Genomic DNA, 20,333 nt, shown 5'->3' on the forward strand with positions numbered 1-20,333 from the left:
TTTTTTAAAATTAATTTCAATATTTTTATTATTAATAGATCTTAAACCCTTAAATATCAATACTATGTTTAACTATGAAATTGGCGGAAACGAGAGAAAGATAGATACTTCGGAAGCGTTCGCAGATATCGCCCATAATAAAACGCTTTTTATACAAAAATTAACAGATAATGAACCGATCAAACCTGAAAAAGTAGAGGGTTTAAAAACTGTACAGGAGGTCTTTAATCATTATAAGCCTAAGGTTAATGTTGGTTTTGAAAGACAGGATGGAATGCCTGTTGCTGAAACTCTTCATTTTAATAATCTTGGTGATTTTTCTGTGAAAAATATTATTAACCAGAGTACTCATCTGAATAACATCAATATTGAGCGCGAAATGTCTTTAAATGTTATTAAACAGCTCAAATCAAATAAAACTTTAAAGTCTACTCTTGATGATGCAGAAACAAAACATGCATTTATCAGTGCTTTGAAAAATTTCGTAGCGGAGTTAGAAGAGAATAAATAGATCAGGTAATTCATAGGTTAAGATTAGAAGAATATATTATGGCAACTCCAGAAGAACAAAAAACAGCACAGGAGAATTCTCAGGCGGCAGGATTTAAGCCGGCAGAGAAGGAAGAAAAGGGGAAACTGTCGCTCCAGGAGAGTTTGGATAAACTGGCAAGGGTTGGTGGTTTCGATTTATTGGAAGCAACTGTTGATGGTTTACAAAACTTAAATCCTGAAAGAAAAGCAAGGAAACAGATCTTTCTGACAGGAGATGAAAAGAAAAAAGAAAGAGAAGAATTGAAAAAGAAAATCCAGTTATGGATTGATGTATTGGAAGATTCTGATTCTGTAGCTGCTATGACCACAAAAAGCACAGAAAAATTACTTGCTGCGGAAGAAAACTTAAATAAAAATATTGCTTCGGCACTGGAAAGTACCAGAGAACTTGAGCAGGCTTATCGTTCTGTTAATTTATTCTATCAGAATACTGAAGCAGATAAATTAAAAAATGTTGTGCTGCTAAATGCTTCTATGGATCAGATTAAGGACCTGGACAATCCGAGATTTGTAGATTTTGTAAGTGATGAGCTGAAACAGAAATACGATCGTCTTGATTTACGCGAAAATTATTCGCTGATGGTTATCCCGGGATATATGGGATCTAATAAAGTGGTGGAGAAATGGGGTAAGGTAGCTTATGAAAATAAGGCCATGCTGGTAACTGATTTTGCGGATCTGGATCAGCCGGATGACGTAATTGATTTATTTACAGCGGCTAATTTAACTGGTGGTGATGCTTTCAGATCAAATGTGATCATGACTTGTAACTGGTTGGTTGGCAGAGGTAAAGTTAGTGAGGTTGGTGAAGAAGATGATTTAACGGTACCAGGATCTGCTGCATTGGCCGGAAAGATGTATTATACTTTGATGTCGCAGGTAACTGCCGGTAAAAAACATGGTGCCATCAATGATGTGGACGGGGTTAAGTTTGATCTTAAGAAGAGTGAAATTTCTCATTTAGAGCGTATTGGTCTGGTACCAATGGTAAATGAATATGGAAAGGTAATGGCTTTCTCTGCCAAGACGCTGTTTAATGGTGATAATATAGGTTTACAGACTTATTCTGTTGTACGTGTATTTGATTATGTAACCAAGGTTCTTTTTGATTTCTTAAACAGAAGAGCTTTCGAGAACTGGACTTCTAAAACTGAACAGGATCTGCGCGGACAGATTGTTAAGTTCTTAGATGGTATTCAGGGACCTGACCGTTTAATTGAGCGCTTCAAAATTATGCGTTTTGAGCGCGATGAATTACAAAAAGATAAAATCCATCTGGATATTCATATCACTCCTTATTTTCCTGCAAAAAGTTTTGTTGTAAAACTTGACGGGCAAAAAGGCGAGGATGAAGAAACCACCTGGAGTTCAGAATATGCGCAGCAGTAAATAAATACTTGTCGCTGAAAAACAATTGAATATTAGAATTTTTAAGGATATCCGGGCAGATTGGAAAGATCTGCACCGGATATTTTTTTATATATCTGTTCACATTTCCTGCCTTAACAATTTCTTCATATTTTAGCACCTGAACTTTACATAGGCCCGCAAATAAATGAAACAACTATTGATCATAAATGGTGATCCTGAAAAAACTGCTGCTACAAGTTATTTGATCCAGGCATATGTTAAAGGGGCAAGAGAAGCTGGTGCTCATATCAAAGAAATTGCTATTGTTGATCTGATCTTTAATTCGAACAAACAATTCAATAACAGGGTTACTGAACTGGAACCTGATTTGAAACGTGCACTTGACTTAATTATGTGGGCAAACCATGTTGTGTTGTTCTGCCCGGTATATTTATCTTCTATTCCAACCCGGATTACCGGCTTCTTCGACAGATTGTTTATGCCTAACCAGGTTTTTCATGCAGCTCAGCAGGGAATAAACAATAATTTTAGTGGTAAATCTGCAAGAATTGTCTCTATTCTTGACCAGGAAACATTTGAGTATTGGAAACAAGACAAGAAAATTACTTACCTGTCTATTAAAAGAAACGTTTTCGAAAACTGTCGTTTTCATCCTGTATTAACCAATACCATAGGACAGCTGTATTCTTTGGATAACGAGTACAGCAAGAAGTGGTTAAGGAAACTGGAGGCCTTTGGTTCGAAGATCATATAGGCTTTAACTCTTTTTTATTGGTTATCTGAATAATTTGTTTTATCTTGTTGATTATAAGATGATAGTGGCAAAGTATTTGCTATTGTCATTGTAATTATAAATAATAACCCTAAAACAAAAAGTTATGGCTTTCAAAGCAAGATTAAACTTTTCGGGCAAGGAGTACGATGTGCTTCACTGTGCCTATTCTCTAAACCGTGATGTTGATGCAAAAGGAAGACCCTCTTCCGGAGTGTATGGTGGAACAATCGATATTGAACTCGAATCTACCGAAGATACCTCAGTTGTTGAAGCAATGGTAAACAATCAGTACAAACCTTTAACCGGCACTTTGCTCATCAAAAAATCTGAAGAAGATGCAAAGATGAAGGAGGTTCATTTTGAAGATGGATACATCGTTAAGTATTCAGAAGGAATTAATATCACCGGAGCTAATCCGATGACATTGAAATTCCAGATCTCAGCCCGTAAATTAAAACTGGGAAATGCTGAGCACACTAATGACTGGCCTAAGGCTTAATTGTAAAGATCCGTTTAACATTAAAAAAACATTATCATGGCTTTTAAAACCAGATTGACTCTAGGGTCGAAAGAATTTGATGTGCTGCAGTGCAGCTATTCATTAAACAGAGATGTAGATGCAAAAGGGCGTCCTTCTTCTGGAGTTTACGGTGGAACTATTCACCTGGAGATTGAATCTACTGAAGATACTTCAGTGATCGAGTCTATGGTTAACAACCAATATAAACCTCAGGCAGGAACTATTGTATTTAAAAAAGGTGAAGAAGATGCAAAAATGAAAGAATTGCATTTTGAAGATGGTTACATCATTCAGTATAACGAAGGGATTGCAGTAAATGACAATACCCCGATGACGTTGAGTTTTGTCGTGTCTGCACGTAAGTTGAAAATCGGCAATGCCGAACATACTAACGACTGGCCTAAAGCTTAAACAGGTATTTTAATAATAAGTCTGCCGCAGCTTATATCAGCTGGCAGACTTATTTTATTTGTACCACTCTGCATACAAATTCTGAATTAATTATTGGCTTTGCTGAATAATGCAGTCTGACTCCATATTAGGGGGACTGCTGATCATGGCAAACTTATTGTTATTACCTATATAGTATTTAATAAAAAATTTCACCCAAAAATTAAAGTTATGGCTTTCAAAGCAAGATTAACCTTTTCGGGCAAGGAGTACGACGTACTTCATTGTGCTTATTCCCTGAACCGTGATGTAGATGCAAAAGGAAGACCTTCTTCCGGAGTGTATGGTGGCACAATCGACGTAGAAATCGAATCAACTGAAGATACTTCTGTGGTTGAAGCGATGGTTAATAATCAGTATAAACCGCTTACTGGTGTATTACTGATCAAAAAATCTGATGAAGATGCGAAAATGAAAGAAGTTCATTTTGAGGATGGATACATCGTTAAGTATTCCGAAGGTATCAGAATTACGGGTGATAACCCAATGACATTGAAGTTTCAGATCTCGGCCCGTAAATTAAAGTTGGGGAATGCTGAGCATACCAATGACTGGCCTAAAGCATAATTTAACACTTAAAATTCCAATATCATTTTAGTATAGCGCTAAATATTCACGATATTTAATCTTAAGTCGGTTAATCAATTAATAAAATTTATAAAATATAATCTAGTATCATGGCTTTCAAAACCAGATTGACTCTCGGATCTAAAGAATTCGATGTGCTGCAGTGCAGTTTTTCATTAAATAGAGATGTAGACGCTAAAGGCCGTCCATCATCGGGTGTATATGGTGGAACTATCCACGTGGAGATAGAATCAACTGAAGATACATCAGTTATTGAATCAATGGTTAATAACCAGTATAAACCTCTGTCAGGAACGATTACTTTCAAAAAGGGAGAAGAGGATGCAAAAATGAAAGAGTTGTCATTTGAAGATGGTTATATCATTCAATATAATGAAGGGATTGCTGTAAATGATAAAACACCAATGACTTTAAGTTTTGTATTGTCTGCCCGTAAGCTGAAACTTGGAAATGCAGAGCATACTAACGACTGGCCAAAAGCTTAAGTAGTAATTAGGACCATTATACCATGGTATAATGGTCCTAATTATAAAATCATTTTTAGCGAATTTATTAAGTTAACTGCTATATCATCCTGATAGGCCTATGCCTTTTTTGTTGATTTTTTTATAGCGGAGGCAACGATAATACCTGGATTCAGGATAGAAAATATAATCAATCTTCAAACCGCAGACATCCAAACGATGGAAAAGAAAATTAATCTGGAAATACACATTGATGATAAAGAGATTATTCATTTTAATTCTCTTAAGATTACCCAGGCATTTAACCGTCATCATGAATTTGAACTCATCATTAACCAGGATGTAATAGAAGAGACGAGATCTTTTAAAATTGATCAGTCTAAATCGTGGATTGGTAAGAGTTTTATCATCAGTATTGATCATGGCGGTACAGCTTTTAAAGGGGTAGTATGCGAAGTGAATCTTTCCCAGAGCCACGGTTTAAGAGGTGATCTCATTATTAAAGGGTATTCTCCAACTATTTTACTGGAGAGCGGTGGCAATATGCTGTCTTTTAGTGATATGCAGTTGGATGGGATTGTGAAAAAGGTTACTTCAGGGATTGCCGGTAACGATATTGAACTTTCGATAAAACCAGTGTATAAAGAAACACTGAAATATATAACCCAGTTTAAGGAAAGTAACTTTAGCTTCATCAACAGGCTGAGTTCAGAATATGGTGAGTTTTTCTATTATGATGGCAGAGTGCTGCATTTCGGAAAACCATCAAATCAGAAATCTGTGAAACTGGTACATGGCCAGAATCTGAATTTCATGAATATGTCAGTCCGTATTCTTCCGATGGGTTTCTCTTACTATTCTTATCGTTCTGAAGAAAACAGTACACTGGATGCACAGGCGCCTGGTCATGTAGAAGGATTAAATGGTTTTTCTCAGCATGCGTTTCAGCAATCCTCTTCTGTTTTTGATAATCATGTAAATCACCCGGTTAAACCCAGGGTAGAGAATAAAAGTCAGCTGGATAAACTAGCTCAGACACATAAAGCTGCAATGGCTTCCAATTTATCGGATATTACCGGTGAAAGTACCAATACAGCATTAAATATTGGCTGTATTGCTGATGTTTATGTCTCCCGGAAGGATGATTCGGGTGTCTTTAATCAGGATTCTCTGAGTAAATTTTTAATTACTGAAATTACACATCATATTGATGGTCTGAGCAGATATACCAATTCATTTAAAGGGGTTCCTGCAGATACCGAAGTGCTTACTGTAGACAATGTCCGTGTTCCTCAGGCAGAATCCCAGGTAGCGATCGTAACAGATAATAATGATCCTTCGCAAACAGGAAGGATTAAAGTGCAGATGTTATGGCAGGAAAATAATTTAACAACGGACTGGATCAGGGTGTTAACTCCGGATGCGGGATCGAGTGAACCTTTTTCTAAAAACAGAGGGTATGTATTTATACCGGAAGTTGGTGATCAGGTGATTGTGGGATTCAGGTATAATGACCCAGACAGACCTTTTGTAATGGGAAGTATTTTTCATGGCACTACCGGAGCAGGTGGTTCTGATGCTAATCATCTAAAAAGGATTGCAACCAGAAGCGGACACCTGGTTGAGTTTAACGATGGACCGTCGGGACATGGGATTACGATTACGGATATCAATAAGAATATCATTCATATAGATACGGCGGGTAATAATATTACGATTACAGCGAATGAAAATATGACACTGAATTCGAAAAATATGCAGATCAACGTAGCTGAAAACATGGATGTTCAGGTCGGTAAGGATATTACATTCATGGCTGGAAACAACATGAGCACGCAGGTCGGGGTAAACAGCCAGATCAGTATTGGAGCAGACTATATACTAAATGCAGCAAATATATCAGAAATAGCTATTGATGCTTTTCAGAGTGAAGCAACTAATATTACAAAGACGGCGGCTGGTGCACTCAATCTGAGTAGTACAGAGGGAAGTATCACCAAACATGCTGCAAAGACAATTCATAATAACAGTGGTGAAAAAAGTAATCTGTTTTAGCTATGAGCAGAGGTAATATCATAAAAATGTCCAATGGACGTATGAGTGAAATTGCGAAGCTGGAGCATACCTCCTTTGCTAAGACTATAAATTCTACTGCGGCTGGTACCATTAATGAAAAAGGAACCGAGGGGGTGAAGTTTGGTGAACCTCAAAAAGGAGTAACCAAGGATGATCTTGTTAATATCACTGTCGGAATGTTTTTTGACGGTACCGGAAATAACAGGAAAAATATCGACAGCAGGTTAGATGTGAATTCCGATAATCATTATAAATCAGAAGGGTGGAAGTTCTATTGGCAGGATAATACGAGTTATAAAAATGACAGAACAAATGTTGATCACCTGGAAAAGATGTACAAACAGGAGAGTCTTTATTTTTCTATTTACATTGAAGGAATTGGAACTGAAAATGATGAGTATGATGATCTGACCGATATGGGAATTGCGACAGGGGAAAAAGGGGTTAGAGGGAAAGTAAGAGTTGGATGTGAAAACCTTGTTAAAGTAATTAAGGGTAAAACCCAGAAGAATATCGATACATTGACAGTTGATGTATTTGGTTTTAGCAGGGGGGCAGCGGCGGCAAGAAATTTTGTACATGAAATTACAAAAGCTGCCTATTCGGCAAGACTAATGGGAGCCAAAGAATCTCAGCTCGTTGATGCTGATAATCACGTGGTTAATAAGTTGGAACTGCCAGCCCGCGGACACTTTGGTCTTCAAATGGAGAAAGCCGGTCGTAAGGTGAACTTCGTTAAAATCAGATTTGCGGGTTTATTCGATACCGTTTCTGCTTATGGTATAGTCCATAGTAATGATGTTACTGAATTAAAGCTGAATGCAGTTAATAAAGCATCTGATATAGTTCATTTAACTGCAGCTGATGAGCATCGCCGATTATTTGAATTAACTTCAGTCACCAAAGGAAAAGAGATTTCTTTACCAGGTGTACACTCAGATATAGGTGGAAGCTATGTAGATAATGAAGTTGAAGAAGTCTCTCTGGCCGAAGAAATGCTATCCATTATCAATCGGAAAAAATTAATTGAAGATGAAAAAAACAGACTGATTGAGCAGGGCTGGTATAGAGCAAATCAGATGACTAATGATCAGCCTTATAAACTTAAAGGGAGCAGGGTGCTCCGAAATAAGTATAGTCTGATCCCTTTGCATTTAATGTTTGAACTGGGATTAGCTTCTTGTCAGTTTAAAGAGACATTAATAAATAATAACGTCTATAAAGTACCTGCAATCCCACTGAAGAATACGAACTGGACGCTGGTAGATGTTTACAACCGATTAAGGGCTTATGCAGTTTTAAACACTGCACCCGCGATGCTGTTTAATAATTCCCGGCAATTAAATTCTTTGAAAGGAATGGTCGATCATGGAGTATATGCAGCTGATAAATATGCCGCGACAAAAAAAGATGCTGAAGTACTTTATGAGTTGAGAAATAAATTCCTTCATTTCTCTTCAAGTTGGGATGGAGTTGGTAAAGAACCAAATATTAATGAGAAAGGGCAGAGAGAAAGAGATGTTTTTAATAAAAGAGCTACTTAGATATATGAAGAGAATATGTTTGTTGTTGTCGTTAGTTGTTTCGTTTACAGTTAGTTCATGCCAGGATAAGATGAGAAAATACGATTGGATACCTACAGAGTGTGCTCCAAAGAATTACCCGATACAGATTTATAAAGGTGATTTTTATTATGGCGATAAAGGCCGTATCTATATTCCTGATGGCAGAGCGGTGGATATTGGATGGGGAGAAATGGGTTCTGTGAATATTGCAGGAGATAAATTGAAAGAAGCGCCACACACACTTGAACTCACCTGGATATCTTTTACTGAAAAAAAGAATTATAAGGGACGGTTTGAATTAGATACGAAAAAAATAGATTCCCTTTTTGCTGCTGGTTATCCTAGTGATATTGAAGGAGGAAAAGGAGAATATACAATGATAAAAGTCGGTATGGCTCCCGGAGGAGATGTTGTATTATGGTTAAGTGGAGAAAGAAATAAACAGGTAGAAATAGGCCATTATAAAGCAAAACCTGCGGGTGAACTGGATTGGAAGAAAGTCTATCCTGATCTGGACGGATCTTTCGATCCTTATATCAATGACATTGTTAAGGATCTTTCAGATACTGTTAAAGATCAGATTAAAAATCATACTATTCCTGTTGATTACTGGTCTGGTTTGCGCAAACGTTATGACTGGAAACCTGTTATACGGAGTAGTGCAAAGGTTGTAAGAATTGACCTTGATTATTTTAACAAGGAAAGAGATTTTGTTTTCGGAGAAAATCTTGATAAGATGGTAGTTAAACCTTCTGCGGTAATCGAAGAACTTAGCGTTTACTGGCTGGATGACAAAAACAGAGAAGTGCGAACGGAGGTTAAGTTTGATGAGCATGAAGCTTTTGAAACATTCTCAAAAATAAAAGACAACGAGCAGGGTGAATTGATTATTACAATTGATAAAAGTAAGTCTGACGTAACGGTTAAATTAAAATTAAAGAATAGTGAGGTTCCTTTTCAACAGGTGAAAACTCAAAGTTTTTATAAATAGCAGCTTAATGTCAAAGATTCAGTTAACATTTTTAGATTAATGGAAAACAAGACAGTCTCTATATTACCTGATAAACGGGTATCATTTGCTCCAAACCACGCTGTTCTATTACAGCTGGTACCTCCTTTTTTTAAAAGGGTTTATGGCCTGCGTGAGGTTTTCAGTTCAGATGGTTTGGAAACTGTTTTGAAGTATGAAATTTCTATTACCTATAAAAAGACTATTGCTCAGAATTTGCGGATTTTCGAAATAGAAAGAGTCAGTCCGTTGTATATTAATGATTGTCTGCCGGAAACAGTGGCTGAACAGCTTGCCCTGCAAACAGGAAGTGTATTTTATCCATTGCAGATACATGCTGATTTTTCCGGATCATATGTCTCTGTTGCAAACATTGAAATTATTCAGCAGCGATGGAAAACTGTAAAGGAATCCATTCTTGAATATTTTACAGGAGAAGAAACGGAGAATTACCTGACCCAGATGGAAAAGGTTATTAATGATGAAGATAGAATTGATAATGCAATCAGAAAGGATCTGGTCATCAGAACTTTCTTTGCAGGCTTATATAAATCCTATCAGCAGGATCTGGAATTGACAGAGGATCTTTATTTTCCTCTGGTAGGAGATTCATCACCTCTGGCATTCTCAGTCAGACAGACAGTTAACCCCTTATATAATGATAGTGATCAGTTGGAAATCCGGCATGAGGGTGTATCAATTGATGAAAGAAGTGCGGCTGATCTGATCAGACAAGACGATTTTGCTACAATGCGTTATGAAAATGAAGCAATTCCTAAGGTTGAAGCCAGTTATAAGGCAAGATATGCTCTGAATGCTGTTACAAAAAGTATTGAAGCTCTGGAAGTTTACTGGGAAATAAATCTTCAGCTAACAGAGTCTGTTAGTATCAGTATGTACGAATTATCTGATGCAGACCGGCAATCAGAAGAACTTCTGGCAAATGCATCAGTAACTAAAGAGAAAGAAGATAGTTCGCCTGGTGGGTTCTCTAAATTTATGAAAACATTATTTGGTTAAGTTATGGCAGAAAAATATATCCTTGTTCAAGGGGCAATGTGTCAATGTAATTTTGGATCTGCACCCGATCAGTTAAAAGTGTTAAGCCAGAAAAAAGAGTATGCTAATGATAAAGATGGCAGCACTAAACTGATTGCCAGTACCAAAGATATTGGCCAGACTTTCAATAACAATAGTTTTGGCAGTTGTGCAAAGCAGCTGGGTAAACCATGTAATGCTATAGTGACAGAATGGAAGGGGTTTTATGAAAAGGCGACCTTAACCAACGGTGGCAAAGTTTTAGTGGAAGACAGCAAAGCGACCTGTCCGATAGGAGGTCCTGATTGTATTATTGTCTTGAAACACGGACAATCTGCTGAAGCCAGTAAGAAACAAATGAAGCAGGCTAACCCTAAAGTACAAAAGGCTTTGAATCCTGGAATTGATCCCAGGACTCTTCATCAACCGAAATTAACAGCAGAAGGAATCATCTTAGCCTAAAACACAATGTCCAATAAAGGAGTAAAAAAAATTGCGCTTGCACCCAATCATACTTATTATCCTAAAATGGGTGGAGGAAATGTATTGGTTATACCAGGCGGAGGAAAATCAAAATTTACAGTAACCGAGTGGCTTCCGGATACAACGGACACAGATAAGAATAAAATTCTCTGGAGATTATATGACAGTAAAAAAAGAGATGTTATTGTCCAATATCAGGGAGCAGGTTCGATACTTAACAATTTTAGTATTTCGAAAAAACTGAGTGGTGCCCAGGTCTATTATCTGGGAGCTTCATTAACAGGTAAACCCGACCCAAAAGATGAATCGGGGCTGTTGGTTCGGGGCTACTGTCCACAAAAAATAGTCAGCTCTATGTGGAGCAAACAGCCTAACGGACCTGACATCCGTAAAAAGGAAAAAATCAGCTATGGCGAAGATGTTAATCTGAACCTGATTACAGAAGGACTTAATGGTTATAGTTTAACCGTAGTTGTTTACAGTCGTAAATGGGGTTATGACAAAAAAATATTTACCTATACCAACGTTGACTGTACCAATGGTGAAATTAATCTGATGATGCGCAATACCTTTACCTGGTTTAGCAAAATAGGCAGTGATAAGATTGAACATGAGCTTTATGTAAGGGTATGTATTGATGGTACAACTGATTATATTAAAGATGATCATAATGATGATCAGCATGCACGATATCTGGAGATTAAGCCAGTAATTTATAATAAGACAGTTAAACAATCAGAGAATAATCTTCCTGTCAAAATTGGGGAGAGTGATTTAAATATAAAACGATTTGAGCCTTGTAGTTTCACTGTGCTTAAAGTGATTGAAGGTGAAGAGTTCCTGCTTTTTGATGAGGGTAAACTGCAGTTAAAAGATCCAAAAAAGAGTGCTTTTTCCAGGTCTGAAGAAATCTATTATGATTTTAATAAATGGGCCATTACAAAAGCTGCGCGTCCGCTTTTAGATAAACTGGCTACATTTTTATTAGAGTCTCCATATGTTCCGGTTGAATTGGGTTCACATACTGATATCAGGGGAACAGATAAATATAACATGACATTGTCTGAAAAACGTGCTCAGTCAGCTGTGGATTATCTTGTAGATAAAGGAGTTTCGAAGTCCAGGATTGTTGCTAAAGGTTATGGGAAAAGCATGCCAGCTATCAAAGGTGAGAATCTGACAGAAGCAGAACATCAGATGAACAGGCGCACCACTATTCTTTTCAGGATCTTTGAGAATAATGCCGAGAGTATTGTTTATGAGACTTTTGCAGGAGATACCAGGGCTAAAAAGAAATTGCCCATTGTCATTCAGAATTTTAAAAATAAAGGTTGTATCAGGACACCGGCACATAATAATCAGAAGGTTAAAGTTATTGAGCTGACTACCGATAAGAATGATATTAACCCAAAATATGAATTAGCTATTAAGGGAGAGAAAATTGAAACAGAAGTCTATTCAGATTTATCAAAACTGGAAATTCTTCCACTTCAATATATCTGGCCGATTTTAAATCCTCCGAATAAGTTCCTTTATTATATCAATTCCTGTAGATATTTCTCGAATCCGGAGCGGGCTACTATCGCGATTGTTGCCTATTCAGACATTAAATGGGATTTCCATTTTTTCCTGAATTTGAGTGAGAAATTAAGTGTTAAGTGGCAGAAACTATCTCCCAAACAGCATGAAGATATGCAGAAACAGGCGGGAAGAATCGGAGCTGAAAAAAGATGGGAATATACGAAGGTGGATTTTGGTGTAGTACTGGAAGCGAACTGGAACAAATCAGGTACTACTTATGGAGGCCATCATGATGCAACATTAAAATACAGTGAAAAGATTAAATGGCTTTTTAACGTGTTTGCATCTCTGAAAGAGATTTCGAAAGCTATAACCGATACCACTAAGGGAACGGTGAAAAAGCTCCCTATGGGCTTGTCAATTAGTGTGCTGCAGCCGAATTTCTGTTTAGGAGCTGAATGGCAGTTACAAAGAGGTCAGCGCAAGCTTCAGAAAACCAACGAGGTAGGTACTGAGATTAAGTTTTATTTTAAGGCTGATCCGCTGATTGGTCTGGAAGTGAAAATAGATTTGCTGGATGCAGCGGTACAGGGTGTTGCTGGTTTTTTTACAGGCGGTGCAGCTAATCTTGCAGCCAAGAAGGTGTTTGACGATTTCAGAGACTGGATGAGTGATGAAGAAGGTTCGGTATTTAGTGGGAAAATGTATATTGACTTAATCATTACCGGAACCATACAAGGTGAAACAAGCCTGACTATTAATACTAAATCTGATCAGAACATTGCCAATGCGAAGCTTGGTGCTACTTTGAAAGCTGAAATTGATGCAGGAGTAGAGGTCAGGGGTAAAATAACCGTGATGGGAGTAGAAGCCTTTGCTGATGGTAAAGTGAAAGCCACAGGAACAGCATCGGTAACTTTTGGCCACAACCTGAACTATGATGAAAGGGGACTCAATTACAGACCTGAACTGAAATTTGACGGTTTAAAAGTTAAATTTATCTTTAAAGTTGAGGTAGGAGTTTCTGTTAAAAAAGGCATGCTTAAAACGGGTAAAAAATATGAGCTTTACAATTATGAAGCAAAAGCTACGCTGATCCCCGAATTTGATGTGATCGAAAATTTAGAAAAGTATGCGGGAGTAAGCGCAGACATACCATTAATAAGAAATTCTTAAACAAAAATTAATCATTATATGAAAGCAACTATTTTCGTTATTCTATTCGCTATGACAATCCAATCATGTAACTCAAAAAGTAATGGAGGAAAAGATAAGGCCGTTCAGGTCGAATCCTCTGCAGCTGTATCAGCAGGTTTTGATTTAGCTGATGTTACATTTAAAGAAACAATTCAGTCTGTTGATAAGTCGTCTGGTGTTAGTGTGAGTACCAGCCCATCAGAAGAAAAAACACTGACTGGTTATGAAAGAGTTGAAAGCACGTCTCCTAAATTGTTAACCTATAATCATTCGGATCTTTCAGGTACAGGTAATAATATGACTAATAAAGTCATCTTTCATTATACAGAAAAGGATTCAATACTGGCTATGTATGAGTTGAGAATTTATAATGCTGCACCAAATAACGGACTTGTTAAATCCATTGAGGGAAAAGCCGGAAAACCTGCTGTAGACCGCGCTGTTAAAGATAGTGGTAGTGGTGTGGATTTCAGACAATGTGTTTGGGTAAAGGACAACGTGATTTATTTTCTTTTACAGGAACTGGATAAAACTGGTGTTAAGACTTCAAACCTGGCTGTATTTAAAAATGATAACAAGGATATCTATAAATTACTTGGACAAAAAGGTTATGCAATCAGTCCGCAGTCATTAATTGAAGAAGCCCTGGCTAAAGCAGGTAAGTAAAGATTATAACTGTTTATTTTTTATATTAATACTATTGCAGTGAAACCATATTATGTAGTCGAATTTAACGCCTCTGCCTGCCTGTTTGAGATACGGGTTAATGATATACCTGTAATGATACTGGATAATTCAGGACAGGCTTCCTCTATAGCCCCTGTGAACTTTGCTATTCTGGATAGCGGGATTCAAAAGTTGGATGTTGGGGTTTTTCCGCATTCCGGGGAAACCGTTCTGGATGCAAATGCTTCAATGTCTTATAAGGTGAAACTTTATGATGTAAGTTACGGTTTTGAGTTTAAGCACGATCTTTTAGCCTATAAGTTTCCAGCGACTGATCCCCGGAAACAGGTACCGTATAGCCGGAAGTCAGATCAGTTTGATGCGCAGATTCCTTATGAGCTGGAAGGTTGGCGTAAAGGTGTTCACTTAAAAGGAGTGGAAGATGTAGAATTGAAGTTGAAGAGAGCTTATGCCAGGTTGGCGCAGTCAATCAATGCTAAAAGATATGATCAGTTTGAACAGGCATTGGCTAACAGGGAGCATATTATGGCGACCAGTATGTATCTGAATAAACACGAATCAGCAAGACGAATCAGCAATCTGGTTAAAGATTTCGAGGATGGTTTTGAATTAATGCCTTTGGCATCAGATGCTGTTTTTCATTATTATGCTGATGGTAAGATGGCTGCTTTTAAGCGTTTAAATGGTGAACCGGCTATGTTTTTACAAAATCAGGAAAAACAGGAGGAACTTAGCCTGGATCTGTTATTCTATATTCCTGAAGGTAAAACTGAATTCGAAGTAATTTAACCCGCTCTGATGTATTTAAAAAAGATCGTTTGCCTGTTGCTCCTTGTACTATGTGGAGCAGCAGGAGTTTATGCTCAGGAAGGATATACTGTAAGTCAGATTCCAAACCCTAAAGCTGAAGGAAAGGGTTACGTGAGTAATCCGGATATGGTTTTGAGCAGTAATGATGTCGATTCACTGAATCATCTGATTGCTGGTCTGGAAAATAAAACCAAAGTAGAAATAGCCGTTGTGGTTGTTCGTGATTTTGAGCAGAATGAAGATCCCTTTAATTTTGGACTGAACCTGTTTAATCAATGGGGTGTAGGTAAAGGAAAAGCAAATAACGGTTTGCTGCTGTTTATTGCAACAGATAGAAAACAGTATCGTTTTATCACCGGCTATGGCCTGGAAGGACTTCTTCCGGATGCTGCGCTGAAAAGAATTGGTGATCATTACCTGGTTCCTGCATTTAAGGAAGAAAACTATAGTGAAGGTACAAGCAGTGCATTAAATACAATTGCAGCTTACCTGGCACAACCAGTCAATCAAAAAGAGCTCGATCAGCTGCTCGGAAAACAAGAAAAAACTCCCTTTTCGTGGTTTAAAGTAATTATCCCGTCCGCTTTTGTCTTGCTGGTCTTTTTTGTCATTTTTGGTGATATCAAAAAGCTGACACCACATGTTCCCAGGGAAAAAACGAAACAGATGATCGGTTATGATAAGGTCAATGGAATTGGGTGTCTGGGGCTGATATTGTCAATTGTGATTCTGCTTTTTATTTTAGGATTCGGGTCTGTTATTTCATGGTTTAAGCACGGTGATGCTTTTGGAATTGCGATTGTCCTTTATATTTTCCTTTCATTTTTATTGTTTTTCAGATACTTCAATGCCTTGAGTGCGATCAGAAAGACTAATACTGATGACCTGAATTTCACCAGAAGTGTAGAAGCTTTAAATAGCAGGGCGAAATGGTATCTGATAGGTTCACCTTTGATCTTGTTAGGCATCCTTACCGAGAATTCCAGAAGAAAGAAATCTGCCGATCGTTTTAAAGCTGTGCTGGATTCACAGCAAAAAGAAATGATCAGGGTTGACCGGAATAAAAACAAAAAAGGTAGTCCATACCTGACTGCCGGACAACTCACAGAAGAAAAACTGGGCGTAAATACCTATGATATCTGGGTAAGTCAGGATCAGCAGGAGCATAAGATCATTGCTTATGAAGGCAATCAGTTTAAATCTTTTGAGCTATGTCCGCAATGCAATTTCAGAACACTCCAGTATCATAAAGTAATTATTGTCAGAAAACCGACCTCCAAAAAAGAAGGAGAGGGAAAAGAAGCGCGTACCTGCGAAAATTGCAGTTATGAAGAACTCCTGCAAATGATAGTGATCCCGGTAATTTCAAGTACAGATGACGATTCCAGCTCTTCTTCCTCAGGAAGCAGCGATAGCAGCAGTTCCTCCTCTTCTTCAGACAGTAGCTGGGGCGGTGGCAGCAGTGGTGGTGGTGGGGCTGGCGGCAACTGGTAAAACCGGAATTAACTAAGATCCGGAAATTTAAACAGATGCAGGCGGCATAGCAGGTGCACTACCATCTCTTGTCGCCCTGTAATGCGGAGACATAATTTCCACCCCCGCAGCATTAAATTCATTCTGAATATTTTCAAACAGTTTACTGTAAATAGCAGCTTGTTTATTGGCCTCCCTGGTATAAGCATTGATCTGGTAAGAGATATAAAAATCATCCAGGCTGGTTTGCAGTACAAATGGCTTTGGTTCTTCCAGTATATACACTGTATTTAAAGCCGCTCTGGTTAGCATATCATAAATATCCTGATAAGGAATATCATAGCCCAATGTTAAGGTCTGGTGTACAATCAGACCCTGATTTTCTTTTTTTGTATGACTGGAATAGTTGATCGTACTACTGGAAAGTACCATAGAATTAGGTACTGTAATATCTTCGTTTTTTATCGTTTTAATCCTGGTGACCAGCATAGTTTTTTCCAGTACATCACCCACAACATCTCCAATTTTTACTCTGTCTCCAATTCTGAAAGGTCGCATATAAGTAATAACCAGTCCTGCAACGATATTGGTGATGGCGCTTGAAGAACCCAGCGAAATCAGAATCCCAAGAAATACTGATACCCCCTGAAATGCAGGCGAACCCGAACCTGGCAGATAAGGAAAGATAAGAATGAGCATAAAAGCATAAAGGACAAACTTTAAGATGTTGAATGTCGGAATGGCCCAGTCCGCATGAAAACCACGAAGCTGAATTTCACCCAGTTTGATCTCGTAAAAGAAATACTTTATTCCCCGGATTGCATATTTAAAGATTAAGCAGATTACAATTACAGTAAACAGATTAGGCAGATAATGTGCCACAGCATTTAAGGCCGCCTTCATCGGACTTAATATCCAGCCCAGCAATGTACCCGTCCATGCTTCAGTTTCCGGGAATATACTGAACAATAAAGGCAGAGAGAGGTAAATGACCAGTATGATTACTGCTATACGCAGGATATTATTTAGCCTCAGCACTGCTTTCTCCAAATGTTCAGGCGTAAATATTTTGATGTTTTTGATCTTTAAAACTCTGAAATAGCTTTCGCGTTTAGCAGATAAAAATGATGCAGTTCGTTTAAAAAGAAAGTTAATTACCGAAATAATTAGTGTGAGCAAAACAATAATCAATACTACAAGACCAATTCTTTTGAGCCAGTTGACCAGACTATTTGCTTTTCTTTCAGCATCAATACTATGTTTGATAGTTTGCAGGTGTTCTTTGGCTAACTGTTCATTGCTTTTCGCAAACCATAAAGCGTCAAGGTTGGTTACAGACATTAATACGTCATTGTTTTTATAGATCAGATCATAGCTATATTCATTCTGACTGACTGTAAGAGAATCTTTTCTGTAAAATGGATCATCATAAAGCTTCTCTATCTTTTTTGATATAGCGCAGGCTCTTTCTGCTGCACTAAAAGAACCCGTTCTGACATAAATATAAAATAAGGTATCTGTATTCAATACAACAGGATAACCTTTCGCATTTTTCTTTAAAGCCTGTATTTTTTCCAGCTGATGTATTTTTCTTACAGAATCGCTGATCGCAATCTGACGGAGTTTGTTTTCCAGCTCTATGGTTTTTTTACTGTTACCTGCAGCTGACTGAAGTTCATTTTTTAACTGGATTTTAACCAGAGAGTCAATCTTTTGCTGTTGCTGATCTTTGAGTAATAAAGCTTCGTTAATATTCTGCTGATCTTTCCTGACTGTGTCCCGGGTATCCTGTGCCCGCATAGAGAAAGACAGAACTGTTAGCATTATAAAAGGAAGTAATTTTATTCTGATCATAGAAATTGATTTGGAGCGTTGAATTATAGGGTTAAATATAATTAAATAGTGTAAAACATGGCAATGGCAGCAGCAGCCATGGCAATAAAGGTAATCCAGACCAGAGTACTGGAAAGAAGGCCGCTTTTATATTCACCCATTATTTCCTTGCTCATAGCAATTTTACCAATCAGAAATAATAAAGGGACAGCTGCCACGCCGTTCAGGACAGCTGCATAAACCAATGCTTTAACGGGATCTATGCCAATGAAATTGATAGCCAGACCAATCAGCGTTGCAATAATGATGACTCCATAAAAGCCATATGCTTTTCTGAATTTAAGATTCAGACTTGCTTTCCACTGGAATGCCTCAGATACGGCATAAGCAGCTGAACCGGAAAGAACAGGTACAGCCAGTAATCCCAGACCGATAATCCCTGTAGAAAAAATAAGTTTGGCCAGGAAACCTGAGTTTGGGAAAGAATGGACCAGAGGCTCTAATGCTCTGGCTGCATCTGCTGCGGTATTGATGTCCTTTACGCCGCTTCCATGTAACACCGTTGCACCAACCAATAATATACACCAGGTGGTGAATTCAGAAATAATCATTCCAGCCATATTATCAATTCGCATATTTTTGATATATCTCCAGCTGATCAGTTTACCATGATGCCTGTCTTTTTCTTCTTCCACTTCCTGAGAAGCCTGCCAGAAGAACATGTAAGGAGAAATAGTAGTTCCCAGCACGCCGGTGATGATAAATACAAAAGCAAAGCTCAGCTCAAAATGAGGAACAATCGTAGCTCTCAGGACTGTTGGCCAGGGCTGATCGACAATAAATGCCGTGATCGGATAGGCGAGTAAAGAAATTGCAAGCCACTTAAGAATTTTAGAATAAACCTTATAACTCGTAAATATCTCCAGAACCAAAATAATACCTGTGAAAAGGAGAGTCAGAATGACAAAATGAACCGGGATTAATAGCTGTGCGGCAGACGCCATTGCCCCTATATCTGCGCCTATATTTATCGTATTGGCCACTACAACCAGACCTACCACGGCATAAAGTACAGGACGGCTGTAATGTTCTTTAACAACTGCAGCAATGCCCTTTCCTTTGACCATTCCGATTCTGGCACAGGCTTCTTGTACAGCAATCATAAAAGGGAGCATGTAAAGAGCTGTCCATAACTGTCCATAACCAAATTGGGCACCTGTCTGAGAATAGGTGGCAATACCTGATGGATCGTCATCAGCAGCACCAGTAGTCAGGCCCGGGCCTAACACCGTTAAAAACTTCCAGAATTTCTTTCTACGGGGTTTGGGCTTTTCAGGAACCTGCATATGTTTATGTATCTGATAAATATAGCTATTTATCAGTGATTTAATGGAATCAGAAATGCTGTTTTAGCCGCATTTTCTGACTGCAATATGATTGCATAGTTTTATTAAATTATGCAACTAGGCGATTTCTTTATTACCTTCGTTGCACAATTATATGAGATTATTATCATTCATAGGGATCGTATTAGTGCTGGCGCTTAATTTAGTGCCTTGTGGTGATGCTGTAGCCGCTTTGAATGGAAATACCAAAATTGAAAAGGCTCATCACACTGAAAGGAACAATGATAATTGCAGTCCTTTCTGTAATTGTGCCTGTTGTTCCACTGCTTCAGTGATCAAAGATACACTGATCATTGTCAGTCCTGTTGAGGATCATATTCCTGCACTTCCGGCACACCAAGCCGGAAAATTTATCACTGTTGATCTTCCGATCTGGCAGCCTCCGCAATTACTAGCTTAATCATCTTTATTTTGTTATACGTGCATCGCGCATGATATAGCTCTTTATTATTATTTAATAATTCCATCAATGCTTTTATCAAAGGATTAGGTTTTTCCGTTTGGGAATTATTCTT

19 protein-coding genes are annotated in these 20,333 nt (G+C 38.0%); 17 read left to right on the top strand and 2 right to left on the bottom strand.

Annotated features, from left to right (window positions below; translation table 11 throughout):
- Positions 1-64 precede the first annotated feature (64 nt).
- From PL_RS22980 to PL_RS23055, 16 genes are all read left to right on the top strand, one after another.
- The gene (locus PL_RS22980) at positions 65-511 is read left to right on the top strand and encodes a hypothetical protein (protein ID WP_041883128.1); all 447 of its coding nucleotides are present in this window, start codon (positions 65-67) and stop codon (positions 509-511) included.
- A 38-nt stretch (positions 512-549) separates the two neighbouring features.
- Entirely contained in the window at positions 550-1,941 is a 1,392-nt protein-coding gene (locus PL_RS22985) for a DUF5458 family protein (RefSeq protein ID WP_041883126.1), read from the top strand.
- A 166-nt stretch (positions 1,942-2,107) separates the two neighbouring features.
- The gene (locus PL_RS22990; RefSeq protein ID WP_052496382.1) at positions 2,108-2,677 is read left to right on the top strand and encodes an NAD(P)H-dependent oxidoreductase; all 570 of its coding nucleotides are present in this window, start codon (positions 2,108-2,110) and stop codon (positions 2,675-2,677) included.
- A 124-nt stretch (positions 2,678-2,801) separates the two neighbouring features.
- Positions 2,802-3,197 carry a type VI secretion system tube protein TssD gene (gene tssD / locus PL_RS22995; RefSeq protein WP_041883125.1) on the top strand — a complete coding sequence of 132 codons (396 nt, stop codon included), beginning with the start codon at positions 2,802-2,804 and terminating at the stop codon, positions 3,195-3,197.
- Positions 3,198-3,233: 36 nt separating this feature from the next.
- The gene (tssD, locus tag PL_RS23000; RefSeq protein WP_041878824.1) at positions 3,234-3,629 is read left to right on the top strand and encodes a type VI secretion system tube protein TssD; all 396 of its coding nucleotides are present in this window, start codon (positions 3,234-3,236) and stop codon (positions 3,627-3,629) included.
- 210 nt (positions 3,630-3,839) lie between these two features.
- Complete coding sequence (tssD, locus tag PL_RS23005; protein WP_041883123.1) at positions 3,840-4,235, top strand: type VI secretion system tube protein TssD; 396 nt, start codon at positions 3,840-3,842, stop codon at positions 4,233-4,235.
- Positions 4,236-4,345: 110 nt separating this feature from the next.
- On the top strand, positions 4,346-4,741 hold the full coding sequence (tssD, locus tag PL_RS23010) for a type VI secretion system tube protein TssD (protein ID WP_041883122.1): 396 nt from the start codon (positions 4,346-4,348) through the stop codon (positions 4,739-4,741).
- A 198-nt stretch (positions 4,742-4,939) separates the two neighbouring features.
- Positions 4,940-6,775 (top strand): type VI secretion system Vgr family protein, encoded by a 1,836-nt coding sequence (locus tag PL_RS23015; RefSeq protein WP_160292121.1) that lies wholly within the window; start codon positions 4,940-4,942, stop codon positions 6,773-6,775.
- A 2-nt stretch (positions 6,776-6,777) separates the two neighbouring features.
- The gene (locus tag PL_RS23020) at positions 6,778-8,340 is read left to right on the top strand and encodes a T6SS phospholipase effector Tle1-like catalytic domain-containing protein (RefSeq protein ID WP_041883120.1); all 1,563 of its coding nucleotides are present in this window, start codon (positions 6,778-6,780) and stop codon (positions 8,338-8,340) included.
- A gap of 70 nt (positions 8,341-8,410) precedes the next feature.
- Positions 8,411-9,352, top strand: coding sequence for a DUF2931 family protein (locus tag PL_RS23025; RefSeq protein ID WP_041883118.1), 942 nt, complete (start codon positions 8,411-8,413; stop codon positions 9,350-9,352).
- A gap of 39 nt (positions 9,353-9,391) precedes the next feature.
- Positions 9,392-10,390: a hypothetical protein gene (locus tag PL_RS23030; protein WP_041883115.1), complete on the top strand. Its 999-nt coding sequence runs from the start codon at positions 9,392-9,394 to the stop codon at positions 10,388-10,390.
- Positions 10,391-10,393: 3 nt separating this feature from the next.
- The gene (locus PL_RS23035) at positions 10,394-10,870 is read left to right on the top strand and encodes a DUF4280 domain-containing protein (protein ID WP_041883113.1); all 477 of its coding nucleotides are present in this window, start codon (positions 10,394-10,396) and stop codon (positions 10,868-10,870) included.
- Between the two features lie 6 nt (positions 10,871-10,876).
- The gene (locus PL_RS23040; protein WP_348620449.1) at positions 10,877-13,588 is read left to right on the top strand and encodes an OmpA family protein; all 2,712 of its coding nucleotides are present in this window, start codon (positions 10,877-10,879) and stop codon (positions 13,586-13,588) included.
- A gap of 51 nt (positions 13,589-13,639) precedes the next feature.
- Positions 13,640-14,275: a hypothetical protein gene (locus tag PL_RS23045; RefSeq protein WP_041883110.1), complete on the top strand. Its 636-nt coding sequence runs from the start codon at positions 13,640-13,642 to the stop codon at positions 14,273-14,275.
- Positions 14,276-14,314: 39 nt separating this feature from the next.
- Positions 14,315-15,085 (top strand): hypothetical protein, encoded by a 771-nt coding sequence (locus PL_RS23050; protein WP_152620335.1) that lies wholly within the window; start codon positions 14,315-14,317, stop codon positions 15,083-15,085.
- A gap of 9 nt (positions 15,086-15,094) precedes the next feature.
- Entirely contained in the window at positions 15,095-16,600 is a 1,506-nt protein-coding gene (locus tag PL_RS23055; protein WP_082035961.1) for a TPM domain-containing protein, read from the top strand.
- Positions 16,601-16,627: 27 nt separating this feature from the next.
- Here the strand turns inward: PL_RS23055 and PL_RS23060 are convergent, their stop codons facing one another.
- A complete protein-coding gene (locus tag PL_RS23060; protein WP_041883106.1) occupies positions 16,628-18,433 on the bottom strand; it encodes a mechanosensitive ion channel family protein in 1,806 nt (601 codons plus the stop codon).
- A gap of 41 nt (positions 18,434-18,474) precedes the next feature.
- Complete coding sequence (locus PL_RS23065) at positions 18,475-19,758, bottom strand: NRAMP family divalent metal transporter (protein ID WP_348620452.1); 1,284 nt, start codon at positions 19,756-19,758, stop codon at positions 18,475-18,477.
- A gap of 154 nt (positions 19,759-19,912) precedes the next feature.
- On the opposite strand from PL_RS23065, the gene PL_RS23070 reads away from it, so the two are divergent.
- Positions 19,913-20,218: a DUF6660 family protein gene (locus PL_RS23070; protein WP_041883104.1), complete on the top strand. Its 306-nt coding sequence runs from the start codon at positions 19,913-19,915 to the stop codon at positions 20,216-20,218.
- Positions 20,219-20,333 lie beyond the last annotated feature (115 nt).

The sequence above is a fragment of the Pedobacter lusitanus genome (genome assembly GCF_040026395.1).
Taxonomy (GTDB): Bacteria; Bacteroidota; Bacteroidia; order Sphingobacteriales; family Sphingobacteriaceae; genus Pedobacter; species Pedobacter lusitanus.

Excerpts from the sequence above, each read along its gene's own strand:
- PL_RS23045 (WP_041883110.1), top strand. The coding sequence starts at position 13,640 with ATGACAATCCAATCATGTAACTCAAAAAGTAATGGAGGAAAAGATAAG.
- PL_RS23020 (WP_041883120.1), top strand. The coding sequence starts at position 6,778 with ATGAGCAGAGGTAATATCATAAAAATGTCCAATGGACGTATGAGTGAA.
- PL_RS22985 (WP_041883126.1), top strand. The coding sequence starts at position 550 with ATGGCAACTCCAGAAGAACAAAAAACAGCACAGGAGAATTCTCAGGCG.
- tssD (WP_041883125.1), top strand. The coding sequence starts at position 2,802 with ATGGCTTTCAAAGCAAGATTAAACTTTTCGGGCAAGGAGTACGATGTG.
- PL_RS23060 (WP_041883106.1), bottom strand. The coding sequence starts at position 18,433 with ATGATCAGAATAAAATTACTTCCTTTTATAATGCTAACAGTTCTGTCT.
- PL_RS23055 (WP_082035961.1), top strand. The coding sequence starts at position 15,095 with ATGTATTTAAAAAAGATCGTTTGCCTGTTGCTCCTTGTACTATGTGGA.
- PL_RS23015 (WP_160292121.1), top strand. The coding sequence starts at position 4,940 with ATGGAAAAGAAAATTAATCTGGAAATACACATTGATGATAAAGAGATT.
- PL_RS22980 (WP_041883128.1), top strand. The coding sequence starts at position 65 with ATGTTTAACTATGAAATTGGCGGAAACGAGAGAAAGATAGATACTTCG.
- PL_RS23025 (WP_041883118.1), top strand. The coding sequence starts at position 8,411 with ATGAGAAAATACGATTGGATACCTACAGAGTGTGCTCCAAAGAATTAC.
- PL_RS23030 (WP_041883115.1), top strand. The coding sequence starts at position 9,392 with ATGGAAAACAAGACAGTCTCTATATTACCTGATAAACGGGTATCATTT.
- PL_RS23065 (WP_348620452.1), bottom strand. The coding sequence starts at position 19,758 with ATGCAGGTTCCTGAAAAGCCCAAACCCCGTAGAAAGAAATTCTGGAAG.
- tssD (WP_041883122.1), top strand. The coding sequence starts at position 4,346 with ATGGCTTTCAAAACCAGATTGACTCTCGGATCTAAAGAATTCGATGTG.
- PL_RS23035 (WP_041883113.1), top strand. The coding sequence starts at position 10,394 with ATGGCAGAAAAATATATCCTTGTTCAAGGGGCAATGTGTCAATGTAAT.
- PL_RS22990 (WP_052496382.1), top strand. The coding sequence starts at position 2,108 with ATGAAACAACTATTGATCATAAATGGTGATCCTGAAAAAACTGCTGCT.
- tssD (WP_041878824.1), top strand. The coding sequence starts at position 3,234 with ATGGCTTTTAAAACCAGATTGACTCTAGGGTCGAAAGAATTTGATGTG.
- tssD (WP_041883123.1), top strand. The coding sequence starts at position 3,840 with ATGGCTTTCAAAGCAAGATTAACCTTTTCGGGCAAGGAGTACGACGTA.
- PL_RS23040 (WP_348620449.1), top strand. The coding sequence starts at position 10,877 with ATGTCCAATAAAGGAGTAAAAAAAATTGCGCTTGCACCCAATCATACT.
- PL_RS23070 (WP_041883104.1), top strand. The coding sequence starts at position 19,913 with ATGAGATTATTATCATTCATAGGGATCGTATTAGTGCTGGCGCTTAAT.